Origin of the sequence: Amphritea atlantica (genome assembly GCF_018860855.1) — a bacterium.
Classification (GTDB): domain Bacteria; phylum Pseudomonadota; class Gammaproteobacteria; order Pseudomonadales; family Balneatricaceae; genus Amphritea; species Amphritea atlantica_A.
Genome location: NZ_JAHKQE010000030.1, coordinates 156,001 through 169,788 on the forward strand (window position 1 = coordinate 156,001; position 13,788 = coordinate 169,788).

Annotated in this window: 13 protein-coding genes; 12 read left to right on the forward strand and 1 reads right to left on the reverse strand. The window is 45.7% G+C overall.

Annotated features, from left to right (window positions below; translation table 11 throughout):
* Window positions 1–119: 119 nt before the first annotated feature.
* From KO512_RS14045 to KO512_RS14080, 8 genes are read left to right on the forward strand one after another with little or no spacing between them, the layout of a single operon-like run.
* Window positions 120–911 (forward strand): class II aldolase/adducin family protein, encoded by a 792-nt coding sequence (locus KO512_RS14045; RefSeq protein ID WP_215952984.1) that lies wholly within the window; start codon window positions 120–122, stop codon window positions 909–911.
* Window positions 912–956: 45 nt separating this feature from the next.
* Entirely contained in the window at window positions 957–2,513 is a 1,557-nt protein-coding gene (locus KO512_RS14050) for an ABC transporter substrate-binding protein (protein ID WP_215952985.1), read from the forward strand.
* Window positions 2,514–2,567: 54 nt separating this feature from the next.
* Window positions 2,568–3,551, forward strand: coding sequence for an ABC transporter permease (locus KO512_RS14055; protein WP_215952986.1), 984 nt, complete (start codon window positions 2,568–2,570; stop codon window positions 3,549–3,551).
* On the forward strand, window positions 3,548–4,387 hold the full coding sequence (locus KO512_RS14060) for an ABC transporter permease (protein WP_215952987.1): 840 nt from the start codon (window positions 3,548–3,550) through the stop codon (window positions 4,385–4,387). The genes KO512_RS14055 and KO512_RS14060 overlap by 4 nt, the downstream gene beginning before the upstream one ends.
* Before the next feature lies 1 nt (window position 4,388).
* Window positions 4,389–6,041, forward strand: coding sequence for an ABC transporter ATP-binding protein (locus KO512_RS14065; protein ID WP_215952988.1), 1,653 nt, complete (start codon window positions 4,389–4,391; stop codon window positions 6,039–6,041).
* A gap of 35 nt (window positions 6,042–6,076) precedes the next feature.
* Window positions 6,077–6,979: a 2-hydroxyacid dehydrogenase gene (locus tag KO512_RS14070; RefSeq protein WP_215952989.1), complete on the forward strand. Its 903-nt coding sequence runs from the start codon at window positions 6,077–6,079 to the stop codon at window positions 6,977–6,979.
* A 13-nt stretch (window positions 6,980–6,992) separates the two neighbouring features.
* Window positions 6,993–8,249 carry a M20 family metallo-hydrolase gene (locus tag KO512_RS14075; protein WP_215952990.1) on the forward strand — a complete coding sequence of 419 codons (1,257 nt, stop codon included), beginning with the start codon at window positions 6,993–6,995 and terminating at the stop codon, window positions 8,247–8,249.
* A 34-nt stretch (window positions 8,250–8,283) separates the two neighbouring features.
* Window positions 8,284–9,309 carry a histone deacetylase family protein gene (locus tag KO512_RS14080; protein ID WP_215952991.1) on the forward strand — a complete coding sequence of 342 codons (1,026 nt, stop codon included), beginning with the start codon at window positions 8,284–8,286 and terminating at the stop codon, window positions 9,307–9,309.
* 139 nt (window positions 9,310–9,448) lie between these two features.
* Here KO512_RS14080 and KO512_RS14085 read toward each other — a convergent pair whose 3' ends face one another.
* A complete protein-coding gene (locus KO512_RS14085; RefSeq protein ID WP_215952992.1) occupies window positions 9,449–10,228 on the reverse strand; it encodes a helix-turn-helix transcriptional regulator in 780 nt (259 codons plus the stop codon).
* Window positions 10,229–10,365: 137 nt separating this feature from the next.
* Between KO512_RS14085 and KO512_RS14090 the strand changes: the two genes are divergently transcribed.
* The 4 genes from KO512_RS14090 to KO512_RS14105 all read left to right on the forward strand — a co-directional run bounded on the left by KO512_RS14090 (window position 10,366) and on the right by KO512_RS14105 (window position 13,351).
* On the forward strand, window positions 10,366–10,956 hold the full coding sequence (locus tag KO512_RS14090) for a carboxymuconolactone decarboxylase family protein (protein WP_215952993.1): 591 nt from the start codon (window positions 10,366–10,368) through the stop codon (window positions 10,954–10,956).
* A gap of 10 nt (window positions 10,957–10,966) precedes the next feature.
* Window positions 10,967–11,305 carry a thioredoxin family protein gene (locus KO512_RS14095; RefSeq protein WP_215952994.1) on the forward strand — a complete coding sequence of 113 codons (339 nt, stop codon included), beginning with the start codon at window positions 10,967–10,969 and terminating at the stop codon, window positions 11,303–11,305.
* Window positions 11,298–12,248, forward strand: a complete 951-nt coding sequence (trxB, locus tag KO512_RS14100) for a thioredoxin-disulfide reductase (RefSeq protein WP_215952995.1) — start codon at window positions 11,298–11,300, stop codon at window positions 12,246–12,248. The genes KO512_RS14095 and trxB overlap by 8 nt, the downstream gene beginning before the upstream one ends.
* Before the next feature lie 164 nt (window positions 12,249–12,412).
* Window positions 12,413–13,351 carry a TRAP transporter substrate-binding protein gene (locus KO512_RS14105; protein ID WP_252735025.1) on the forward strand — a complete coding sequence of 313 codons (939 nt, stop codon included), beginning with the start codon at window positions 12,413–12,415 and terminating at the stop codon, window positions 13,349–13,351.
* The last annotated feature ends 437 nt before the right edge of the window (window positions 13,352–13,788 follow it).

Here is a 13,788-nt window from a genome sequence, read left to right on the forward strand (position 1 = left end):
TTTTATTCGATTGTTATTGATTTCTTTCTGGTCAAAAATCGAGTTCAAGGTATTTGGTCGGTTCTCTTCGATTACACCTCATTCCTATTAATGAAATAAGATTTATTGAAGGCAGCATTATGAGTCATCAACCAGAAAGTGATTTTGTAACGGATATATACCCAAGCCTTTCAGAGGAAGCGCGCGTCAGAGTCGACTTAGCGGCGGCCTATCATCTGATTGAGCATTTTCAAATGAGCGATAGTATCTACACACATATCTCAGCGCGAGTTCCTGGTGATAATGAATACTTCTTAATCAACCCATACGGCACCCGTTTTAGTGAAGTAAAAGCCAGTCAACTGGTGATGATTGATTTAGACGGAAATATTATTGATGACCCATGCAATATGGGCGCGAATCCAGCCGGTTTTACGATTCACTCTGCGATACATGGTGCCCGTTCAGATTTGAAATGTGCGTTGCATACACACACGGTGGCAGGTGTCTCTATTGCTTCCACGCAAACGGGAATCTTGCCGATTAATCAGTGGGCTTTACAGTTTTATCATGGTGTCTCTCGCCATGCTTATGAAGGTATCGCCTTAAACTTGGAAGAACGAGAGCGCCTTGTTAAAGATTTAGGCCCTGAGAATAAAATTCTTATTTTAGATAATCACGGCCTGATGACCATGGGTAATGATGTTGGGGAAGCCTTTACCCTAATGTTTAATTTAGAGCGTGTTTGTAAGGTTCAAATGGCTGTTCTAGCGAGTGGTCAAGCGGTTAATCAAATCGATTCCTCTGTCTGTGATTTAACTTATCAGCAGTATAAGCAATTTGCCGAAATGAGTCTGCGTGATGGTTTTCATGTGGAATGGCTAGCTTATCTAAGATTGTTAGAAAAAGTGTCACCTTCTTATCGAGACTAATGCTCATCAATATAAAACCGATTGTTTAAAACTTTGGAGAGATAGATGAAAAAAATAATTTTAGGTGCAGTAATCGCATGTTTACCTTTTACATCGAGTATTTATGCACAATCTCAACCTCAAGATGGTGGGACGATCAATGTTGTTGTTCAGCCTGAGCCCCCCAGCTTAATGATTGGCATGTATTCAAATGCTACGACACAGCAAGTGGGCGGTAATATTTTTGAGGGTTTGATGCGCTATGATAAAGATCTAAATCCTCATCCTCTTTTGGCTACTGCTTGGGAGAATTCAGAAGATGGTAAGACGTGGACATTCCATTTAAAAGAGGGTGTTCTTTGGCATGATGGACAGCCTTTTACATCGGCCGATGTTGTCTTTTCTATTGATAAACTTTTGCGTGAAACCAATGCTCGGTTAAGAGGATCGTTAGCGTTTGTCGACAGCATCACCGCACCGGATGATTACACGGTTGTATTTCAGCTGAAACAGCCGTTTGGCCCCTTCATTCGTTTATTCGAAGTGGGTACAACACCGATGTTGCCTAAACATATTTATGAAGGCACAGACTACAAGCTAAACCCCGCTAACCACCACCCAATCGGTACAGGACCCTTCGTTTTTAAAGAGTGGAAAAAAGGTTCATTCATCCATTTGGCCAAAAACGAAAACTACCACGTGAAAGGTTTGCCGCATATTGACGAACTTTATTGGCATGTGATTCCCGATGCGGCTTCTCGCTCTGTTGCCTTTGAAACAGGCAAAATCGATGTGTTACCCGGTGGCTCCGTGGAAAACTTTGATGTGCCTCGTCTAACTGAATTAGACAACACCTGTGTAACAACCGATGGTTGGGAGTTTTTCTCCCCACATGCTTGGTTATGGTTGAACAACCGCCAAGGACCAACTGCTGATAAGCGTTTCCGTCAAGCCGTTATGTATGCAATGGATCGTGAGTTTGCCAAATCGGTATTGTGGAATGATTACGGAAAAATCGCTAAAGGCCCAATCGGTTCTAAAACGACTTTCTTCGACAAAGCGTTACCTGACTACGAATATAACCCGGAAAAAGCTAAAGCCTTGTTGAAGGAGATGAGTTATGACGGTACGCCAGTACGTTTGATGGCGATGCCTTATGGCGAAACATGGCAGCGTTGGACCGAAGTAATCAAACAGAACCTCGAAGAGGTCGGCATTAAAACCCAGATTGTTTCAACCGATGTGGCGGGTTGGAACCAGAAGATTGCTGATTGGGATTACGATATTTCCTTCACCTACCTATACCAGTACGGCGACCCTGCTTTGGGTGTCTCTCGGACTTACCTATCGAGCAATATCGCCAAAGGCTCTCCTTGGAATAATGCCGAAGGGTATGTCAATAAGCAGGTTGATGAATGGTTCAATGAAGCCGCAGTGGCTTTCCCAGATAGTAAACGGGCGGATCTGTACAGCAAAATTCAGCATCAAATTGTTGAAGATGTACCGGTTGCTTGGTTAATGGAACTGGAATTTCCAACTATTTATAACTGTAAAGTACAAAACCTTGTTGACTCAGCCATCGGTGTTAATGACGCCTTTGGTACCGCTTGGATTAAACAGTAGTCAGTATGGAGCAAGCCTTTCTGGCTTGCTCCTGTAACGAGAGTAGTAACGTCTATGAGTGTGCAAACCTTACTTTATATCGGTGGTCGTTTAGTTAAAGGGGCAGCGGTGTTATTAGTTATCGCAATCTTTAACTTCTTCTTAATTCGTATGGCACCAGGAGATCCTGCGCAAGTATTGGCGGGTGAAGCTGGGGCGACCGATGCTATCTTTTTACAGCAGTTACGCGAGCAGTTTGGCCTTGATCAACCGCTTTATTATCAGCTATGGATCTATGTCAGTAATTTGATGCAGTTCGATATGGGCATAACCTATCGCCAGCAAATGCCGGTGTTTGATCTGATTATGGAGCGCATGCCTGCCACTTTGTTACTAACGGGAGCAGCGTTCTTTCTCTCTCTCTTATTAGGTATTTTAGCGGGCGTGGTTGCCGCAGCGAAGCATCGCCGATGGCCTGATTCTGTGATCACCGTGGCGGCGCTGATTTTTTATGCAACACCTCTTTTTTGGTTAGCGATGATGGCGGCGTTGTTCTTTTCTGTGTACTTAGAGTGGTTGCCTAGTTTTGGCATGCAAACGGTGGGTGAAAACCTCACGGGTTGGCAAAAAATCAGCGATATTGGGCTGCATTTGATCTTACCTGCCAGCACGCTCGGGCTATTTTTTACCGCGGTGTATGCACGCATGACGCGTACATCGATGATCGAAACCAGTCGTTTAGATTTTGTTAAAACAGCAAAAGCAAAAGGCATGAAACCCTCACGCGTGACGACTCATCATGTATTACGGAATGCGTTGTTACCGGTTGTAACACTCGCCGGCTTACAAGCAGGGCAGTTGATTGGAGGGGCGGTTTTAACGGAAACCGTATTCGCTTGGCCGGGTATTGGACGGTTAATGTTTGAGGCCTTATTCCAGCGAGACTATAACCTGCTATTAGGGGTGTTCTTTGTATCATCCGCAATGGTCGTTCTCTTCAACTTGATCACTGATGTTATCTATTGCGTCGTTGATCCACGAATCGAGTTGTCAAAATGAATGTAATTAAATCCTTAACACAAAACAAAGTGGCGATGGTTGGTTTTGGCATACTGTTTATGTTCGTTGTCATCGCTTTATTTGGGCCTTACCTCTATGACGGAAGCCCTTGGCGCATGGTGCAGCGGCCTTTTTTACCTCCCTTTCAAAACAGTAATTACATCTTGGGTACGGATACGTTAGGTCGAGATGTATTGGCGGGCTTGATCTACGGTGCGCGTATCTCATTGCTGGTGGGCTTAGTTTCTACCACGATTGCGCTATTAATCGGTATCCCATTAGGGGCGTATGCGGGTTATTACGGTGGCTGGGTTGATGAACTCTTAATGCGTTTTACTGAGATATTTCAGACCGTACCGAGCTTTGCGCTGGCAGTGGTATTAGTGGCGATTTTTGAACCTTCTGTCTATTCCATCACCGGTGCGATCGCCATCGTTAGCTGGCCCCCCGTAGCGCGATTGGTACGTGGCGAGTTTTTATCGCTACGCGGCCAAGAGTATGTTTTAGCGGCCAAACTGAATGGCCAAAGTAATCGCAACATCATTATGCGAGAGATTTTACCGAACAGTCTTTCGCCGATTATCGTCTTGGCCTCACTGATGGTTGCCAGTGCTATTTTGCTGGAATCTTCATTATCTTTCCTCGGCTTAGGCGATCCAGAGATTATGTCTTGGGGATATATGATTGGTGCGGCTAAAACCGTTATACGCCAAGCATGGTGGTTAAGTTTTATTCCAGGCGTGGCCATCGCGATTACAGTACTTTCCCTTAACTTACTAGGCGAAGGCTTAAATGAAGCCTTAAACCCTAAACTATCAGGTAATCGGGAGAGCTAATATGCAACCTTTACTCAAAGTTGAAAATTTAAGCATTCGTTTACCCAAAGGCAGTGATCGTGAGTTCGCGATTAGAGATGTGAGTTATGACTTGATGCCGGGCGAGTTGTTGTGTGTGGTAGGTGAGTCAGGGTCGGGTAAGTCGATGACAGCCAACGCGGTGATGGGGCTGTTACCTAAGGTCATTGAAGTCGACAGTGGGGCGGTGACCTTCGATGGTTATGACTTAACCTCGTTGGAAGAGCGCAGAGCTCGTGCATTGCGTGGTAATCGTATCAGTATGATTTTCCAAGAACCGATGACAGCACTCAATCCTTTGATGAGAGTGGAGGATCAAATTTCAGAAGTGTTTTTGATCCATACGTCGATGAGCGCTTCAGAGCGACATGATCGTACATTAGCCTTATTAGAAGATGTTGGTTTGCCTGATCCGAAGAAGATGCTGCGGGCTTACCCCCATCAATTGTCCGGTGGTCAGCGTCAGCGGGTGATGATCGCAATGGCGCTTGCACTAGAGCCTTCTATTCTGATCGCCGATGAGCCGACAACGGCATTGGATGTGACGACACAAGCTCAGATTCTTAAGCTGATTAAAGAGCTGCAACGTAAACACAATACTGCAGTGATGTTTATTACCCATGACTTTGGCGTAGTGGCGGAGATTGCGGACCGAGTTGTCGTGATGGAAAAGGGCGAAATGGTTGAGCTAGGTAAGCGTGATGAGGTGCTGAATCACCCGCAACATGCGTATACCAAAAAGCTGATTGCCGCGGTGCCTCCGCTGGTCTCTCCTCACCGTGACGTTCGTGTACATCAAGAACTGCCTATTTTACATGTGAAAAACCTATGTAAAACCTATAGCACCGGTGGCAGCTGGTTTACTAAAGCCCGCATCGTCAAAGCGGCGGATAACGTTAATTTTGAACTTCATCGGGGTGAAACCCTTGGTCTAGTCGGCGAATCGGGTTCAGGGAAATCAACCGTGAGTCGATGTGTCGTGCGTTTACTTGAGGCGGATAGCGGCCAAATATTATTGGGTGGCAGCGAAATTCAGTCATTAAATAGCAAACAACTGAAGCCGTTCAGAAAACGCATACAAATGGTTTTTCAAGATCCCTATGCTTCTCTTAACCCTCGTAAAACGATTGGCCAAATTATTGCTGATGGGCCAATCGCACAAGGGATGGCAGCCAAGGATGCGCTGGCAAAAGCGGCTGAGTTATTAGAGTTAGTTGAATTGCCTAAAACCGCATTGGATCGATACCCCCATGAGTTTTCGGGAGGGCAGCGACAACGTATAGGTATAGCCCGTGCGTTAGCCCATGACCCAGAAGTGCTTGTGGCGGATGAGGCTATTTCGGCGTTGGATGTGTCAGTGCAAGCGCAAATTCTTGATCTGATTGAGGCTTTGAAAAAGCGCCTTAATTTAGCCGTTTTATTTGTGGTTCATGATCTGCGAGTGGCTGCCCAAGTATGCGATAGGGTGATCGTTATGGAAAAGGGAAAAATTGTAGAGATGGGTGAAACCCGTCAAGTGTTTGAAGCCCCTAATCATGACTACACAAAAAGTTTAATCGCCTCAATACCCGGCGCCAATTGGCGGTCAGGTGTTGCTGATAATGAATTGGCTCCCGTCATGGAGGCTCAGGTCTAATGCTTTATGGCGTTGCACATAGCAGTTTTTTAGATATGTCTGCTTATCTTACTGAATTTGAACACTATGCGGATGAAGTCACTGTGGTGACCTGTGATCAAGTTCATGATGCTTCATTAGTGACCTTTGCCTTGCTTTGGTTTCCCGATGATGACTTCTTTGAGCGCTATCCCAACGTGCGTGTCGTGGCCTCGATTGCGGCAGGGGTAGACAGTATTCTGTCCTGCCCAAGCCTTCATGACGATGTCATCGTGTGTCGTAATCGTGATCCAGAGCAGGCGTCGATTATGAGCACCTTTGCGATTTGGAATGTGATTAATCATCAGCGTAATTTTGCTCAGTATCGCCAGCAACAAGCGGAAAAAGTATGGCAGCGTTTGCCTATGAGAGCCCCGAGTGAGGTTAGTGTTGGTGTGCTGGGGCTCGGATTTATGGGCGAAAAAATGGTTAATGACCTCTATGCCTTGGGGTTTGATGTGGCGGGTTGGCGTAAAAGCGACACGGTACTGGAGAATCAAGATATCACTGTTTTTAGTGGTGATGCGCAATTATCCGCCTTTTTACAACGCACCGAAGTACTTGTTTGTGTTTTGCCACTGACACCGCAAACCCAAGGTATTTTATCGGCTGATTTATTTTCTCATTTAAAACCTAACGCCTACTTAATCCATTTGGGACGCGGCGGCCATCTTATCGGTGAAGACCTTTTGGCCGCACTCGATGATGGCTCGTTAATCGGTGCGTCGTTAGATGTATTTGATCAAGAACCACTGCCTAAAAGTAGTTTGTTTTGGCAGCATCCTCGAATTTTAGTGACCCCTCATGATGCCAGTGATGTTCGACCGCAAGTAGCTGTCCTTAACTTGATTGAGGAAGTACAACGGTTTTCGATGGGTGAGATGCCAAAAAATAAAGTTGAAGCCTCTATCGGCTATTAATTAGAGATTTATTATGACTGTTGAAAAATGTAATCGTGATCGATTGTGGAACTCTATTATGGAGATCGGCCAAATTGGTCATGCCGAGGTCCAGGGTAGTAAGGTCGGAGGGTGTCATCGACTAGCATTGACGGACAAAGATAAGCAAGCGAGGGATCTGTTCGTTGCTTGGGCTGAAGAGATTGGCTGTACGTTAAGAGTCGATGCGGTTGGTAATCTGTTTTTACGCCGACCGGGTATAGATAATAGTTTACCGCCGGTGATGACCGGTAGCCATTTAGATACGCAGCCTACCGGCGGTAAATTTGATGGGGTATACGGCTGTTTGGCAGGCTTGGAAGTATTGCGCTGTTTGCACGAAAAAAATATTCAGACCTTACGTCCGATCGATGTGGTGGTTTGGACGAATGAAGAAGGTGCGCGCTTTAAACCTGCCATGCTGGGTTCTGGGGTGTATGCAAAGGTGTTTAAGCTTGAGGATGTCCTGTCTACAAAAGACGAGGCTGGTATCAGCCTAGGCGCAGAGCTAACACGTTTAGGTTATCAAGCTATTGCCAATAATGATGCACCTATGGGCTATCAGTATTATGAGTTACATATCGAACAAGGCCCCGTATTAGAAGCTTTAGATATTGATTTAGGCGTAGTCGCGGGTGTCTTAGGCATGCGTTGGTATAGCGTGAAAGTGACAGGGCGCTCTTGTCATGCAGGTCCGAGCCCTATGGATCTTCGTAATGACGCGTTGGTTGGCGTTGCAGAGATGATTACGGAGTTAACACGTATAGCGGAATCACAGAGTAAAGACAGCCGTTGCACGATTGGTGAATTAAGCATCCCAAGTTCATCAACCAATGTATCACCCGGAAACGTCACCTTTTCGCTAGATCTGCGTGAGGGCCGAGTGGAGGATTTGGATGAACTGCAAACTAAATCATTTGAAGCCATCCACCGGATCGCTTTTCATCATAAATTAGAGATAGATATCAAAGAAACCTGGTCGTTACCGCCTTGTCCTTTCGATGAAAAATGTCTCGACAATATTCAACAAGCCTGCGCTATGAGTTATCCCGATATAGCTCCTCATCGATTAATCAGTGGCGCAGGGCATGATGCGGTTTATGTTAGCCGAGTGACCCCGACCGCAATGATTTTTGTGCCATCTGAAGATGGTTTGAGTCACAACGAACGCGAATACACCAGTCCAGAACAGTTGGAAAAAGGGTGTGGTGTCCTGTTGAACACCATCATTCTATCCGCCAATTCAAACTAGTTATTTGCCTACCTTGAATAAGGAGTGTGTTTAAGTGAAAGCTTTTTATCATGAGGATCAGTGTCAGCATGATCCTAAATTTTATATGAAAAATGGTAAATCAACACCGGCTCGAGAAGTCCCTGAGCGGGGTGATATTTTCCGTAATGTGCTAAAGGATTTAAATATTACGATCAGCCCAACATCGGACTTTGGACTGTCGTATATCTCACAAGTGCACTCACCGGATTACGTTAATTTTTTACGCTCAGCGTACGGGAAATGGGCCGCGTTACCGGATGCCAGCGATGAAATTATTCCTAAAAGTAATCCTGGTCGTTATGCTGCCACTTACCCGAGCGATATTATTGGTCAAGTGGGTTGGCATCTGGTTGATACCTCTTGTCCGCTAGGCGCTGGGACTTGGACCGGCGTGTATGCATCCGCTCAAACGGCGACCAGTGCAGCAGATGCGGTGGCTAATAAAGAGTGTGATGCGGTATATGCGGTTTGTCGTCCACCGGGCCATCATGCCTATCCTGATGGTGCGGCCGGTTTCTGTTTTTTAAATAACTCGGCCATTGCCGCCCAGCGATTATTAAAAGACTTTAACCGAGTCGCGATTATCGATGTGGATCTGCATCATGGTAATGGCACACAGGCTGTCTTTTGGCAGCGCAAAGATGTGATGACGATCTCCCTTCATGCCGATCCTGCTTACTGCTATCCGCACTATTGGGGTTATGCCCATGAAAAGGGTGAAGGCAACGGCTTTGGCTATAACCTAAACTTCCCTATTCCTGAAGGAACGAGTGATGTTGAATATCTTAAAGTATTCGATCAGGCACTTGAGCAATTAGAGGCCTATGCGCCCGATGCGATCATCCTCGGACTCGGGTTAGATGCATCAGAGCAAGATCCATTTGCGGTGTTAAAGCTAACCACTGAAGGCTTTGCTGATATCGGCAAACGTATCAAAGCGTTGAATAAGCCAACGGTTATTATTCAAGAGGGAGGGTATATTTCACCTATTTTGGGTAATAACTTAGCAGCGGTGTTGATACCTTTTTGTCAGTCTTAATTTTTTGTTAATAGAACGCAGCATACAGTGAGCCTCGTATTCAACTAGAAGTGCCCTAGTGCACTTTTAGTTGATAGCGTTTTTCTCAAGCATAAGCTGATGCTTGAGAAGGGGCAGTGCGAAGGCAGTCAACCGTCGTCTAAATATTGGTTAAGCAGAGTGAGAACAGTTCGTTTTGGCTGGTAATGCTTAGTCGAGCATAGGCGCGTTTACGGTAGGTTTGTACGCTTTGCATCTTAATCGCTAAATCCAGAGCGATTCCCTCTGAACTCATCCCCAACAGAATACGTGAGCACACCTCTTTTTCCCGTTTAGTTAGGCTATTGTCAATCGTTTCGAGCCGTTCAATCAGTGTGGCTATCTGTGTGTCACGGGTCATAAAACTAGACAGTGAACCGCTAAGACGTGTTTGTCTGACGCTTAACGCTGAGAGTACCGAGCTTAACGTTTTAATAACGGTCACGTCATGATCATGAAAGCCTTTATCGGTACGAAAAAGATTCAGGCAGTACAGACCATTATCGGCTCTGGTTAATATTGATAAACGATCCACTATGCCCATACGTTCATACCACAGCTGACGGTAATCAAGATCTTTAATATCTTGAGGTTGCAGTCGCCGAATTAATATCTGATGGTCGTTCTCAAAATGATCTAAGAAGTCTTTGTTCGGGTCTAGGCGGTAGTAAATCGAAAGATACAGTTGCTGCATGGTCTTGGTGATATTTACTTGCGTATCACTGGCAGAAAAAACGTAGGTTACCTTACTGTTTGCTTCGAGGTGCACTAGTGATAGGTGATTCACTTTGACGGCATGGTTTATCTGTTTGAGCAATTTTGCAGGAAATCCAGCACTCCCCAGCGCAATGATCACTTCTGCAATTGAGTCTAGCAGTGCTGGGTCAGTTATCTCATCCAAAATGTGCTCCTGTTTTTATTTTACTTAATATCTTAAGAGTCTGTCCCTGTTTAGAGGGACAGACAGTCTAACGCGTCGCTATTAATATAACGTCATGCAGTATCAATCAACCAAAATAATAAATATTAGGAATCGTTATGGCTCATCTACGACCGTTAGAAAATAGTGAAGTTGATCAAGAATTGCGGGATATGTTTGAACACTATGAAAACACCCGTGGCTTCTGCCCTAATAGCGTTAAAACCATGGCGCGTCGGCCTAATATATCCAAAGTGTTCGGCAAGTTAAATCAGGCGATTTTGTATGAAGGAACAGTACCTGAAGAGTTGAAAATGCTGGTGGCACTGGCATCCAGCTTGGCATCAGGTTGTCGTTATTGTCAGTCTCATATGAGTAACCTATCTAGTATTTATAACGCACCGGATGAAAAAATTGCCGCGATCTGGGAGTTTGAAACCAGTGAACTGTTTAGTGATGCCGAACGTGCTGCTATCACTATTGGTATTAAAGGTGGCACATTGCCGAACGATGTCGCATCGGAAGATTTTGATAATCTCAAAAAATATTTTGATGAAAGCGAGATAGTTGAGATTGTCGCGACAGTGGCGTTGTTTGGCTATCTCAATCGTTGGAATGACACGATGGCAACTGAATTGGAAGAGTTGCCATCCACGGTCACCGAACGTGCGGTAGGGCATACTGGCTGGAATGCGGGCAAACACAGCTAAGGAACGGATCATGAATATTCAAGATGTAACGGATAGATCCTTTATGGATGTCATTGATGCCGCAGAAAGACCCGTTTTAGTGGATGTGTGGGCACCTTGGTGTGGCCCCTGCAAAATGGTGGGGCCAGCGATAAAACGCCTATTAGCAAAACAGCCCGGACGCTTTCAGATAGCCATGGCGAATATGGAAACGTGTGAAGGCACAGCGGCGCAATATGATATTAAAACTACACCCACCTTGCTCCTATTTATCAAGGGTAAGGAGGTCGCTCGGCGCAGTGGTGCGCTAATGGAAAGCCAGATTAGTCAATGGCTAGATCAGCATATCGATGGGGCGAGTGATGAGTGAAGTTAAGCATTCGCCATTGATTATTCTCGGCTCAGGCCCCGCCGGTTACACGGCGGCCGTCTATGCTGCACGAGCAGGGTTAACACCCGTGATCATCACTGGTGCCGCAGTAGGTGGACAGTTAACGGGGACCACAGAGGTCGATAATTGGCCGGGAGATGTCGACGGCGTACAAGGTCCTGAGCTGATGGCGCGTATGCAACAGCATGCGGAACGTTTCGATACGGAAATCCTGTATGACCATATCACAAACGCAGAGTTGTCTAGCCGGCCTTTTACTTTAACCGGTGATAGTGGCCTGCGCTATAGCGCTGATGCCTTAATCATTGCTACGGGCGCATCGGCTCAGTATTTAGGCTTGCCCTCCGAAATGGATTATATGAACAAAGGGGTGAGTGGTTGCGCGACCTGCGATGGTTTTTTCTATAAAGGTGGCAAAGTAGCGGTGGTGGGAGGCGGCAATACTGCGGTTGAGGAGGCGCTTTATTTATCTAATATTGCCAGTGAAGTCACCTTAATCCATCGCCGTGGAGAGTTGCGTGCAGAGAAAATTTTGCAAGAAAAGCTGTTCACTAAAGCGACTACCGGCAATATCACTATTCTCTGGCATCATCAGGTCGAGGAGGTTTTAGGGAATGGCAAAAAGGTAGAAGGCTTACGCTTAACCGATGTATTGAATGGTGGTGAAAAAGAGCTTCCTGTTGATGCTGTTTTTATCGCTATTGGACATAAACCAAATACTGAGTTGTTTCAAAATCAATTGGATATGCAAGCTGGCTATCTGATCGTTCATTCGGGGCTGGAAGGTAACGCAACCCAAACGAGTAAAGAGGGGATCTTTGCTGCAGGAGATGTAGCCGATCACGCGTATCGGCAAGCGATTACGTCAGCAGGCATGGGTTGTATGGCAGCGTTAGATACCGAGCGTTTTCTCAGTCGCTAAGGGCCTGCTCAAAATTTATCCAACCGTATGCATTAAAAAGTTATTCAACCTAACGTGATTTACAAACAATAATAAATTTAGGTATCAATACAATGTTATCAACAATGATCAAAGGTAGTGCTATATCGTTAGCGCTTATGACATCAGTGTCAGCAGACACCGTTATGAAGTTTGCGAGTTGGGCACCGCCTTCGCATGTGCAAAATAGAGTAGTCATCCCAACATGGGGGAAGTGGGTCGAAGACGTCACGCAAGGGCGTGTTAAAGTAGAAATTGAATATGGATTAGGCCACCCTAAAACGATGTTTGATTTGGTTGAAGATGGTGTGGCGGATGCGGGTTGGAGTTACCATGGTTACGTGCCTGGACGCTTTAAATTAACCCAGATTGCTGAACTTCCGTTATTAGGGGCTAACGCCGAAGCGGCATCGGTGGCTCATTGGCGAATACATCAGAAATATTTGGCCCAAGCCAATGAGCATGAGGGGCTAAAGGTCATTGGTTTGTTTACCCATGGCCCTGGCCAGATTCATACAGCGAAGCCGATTCTATCTCTGGGTGATTTAGAAGGGCAGAAGATTCGCATTGGCGGCGGTATTCAAGGCATCATTGGTGATCGTCTTGGGATTACGGCGGTAGGGGCTCCGGCAACAAAAGTGTATGAAATGATGCAGCAGGGTGTGATTGATGGCGTATTTATGTCGACCGATGTGCAAAAATCATTGCGCTTAAAAGAGGTCGCGCCAAATCTCACGTTATTTCCAGGCGGGATGTATTTAGGCAGTTTCTCTTTATTTATAAACCCTGATTTTCTCGCATCTTTATCGGCTAAAGATCAGCAAGCCATACTCAGTGTCTCTGGAGAAAAGCTGTCCGCGATGGCGGGAAGGGCGTGGGATCAAAGTGATATTGCTGGTTTAAACGCTGCGCAAGAATATGGGGTGAACATCCAGCGTGTGACGACCAGTGATGCTATGTATAAAGAGTTTGAGCAGGCGATCAAGGGGATGGATGATGAGTTTATCGAGATGGCCAATCAACAAGACGTTGACGGTACCGCGGCACTGCAGGAGCTACGACAGATAGCGCAGAGCAACCTCTAATACTTATTATCGTAGTTACATAAGCTATCTTGCAAAGATGGTCCTGCGATGGCTGTTATCAAAGGGTTCTTTAGAACCCAGTAATATTAACACTGAAAGGTTAACCTCCTAGAGTCATTTGCTGGGGGTTAGCCATCTAAATAAACCCAGTTTAAACTCCAATCTTCCTGTACATCTCCCTGGTGTTATTTTCCCCCTAAGCGGCCTTGACGGTACCTTATCTCAGACCCTCTAATCAGTGACATTGATGATCACATGTTAGGTGCTTTGTTGACCGTGTCTGCAGGTGTACTCATTTATGTGAGGGCAACGCATCTCTTGCCTAGAGCGGAACAGGAACACAGAAAATGCAGCGTTGTCGTATAGGCTGGTGGCGTAATGATCGCAATTATCATCGTTTTGTCAAATACGTGATTCAATGATCAATGCCGTACTCA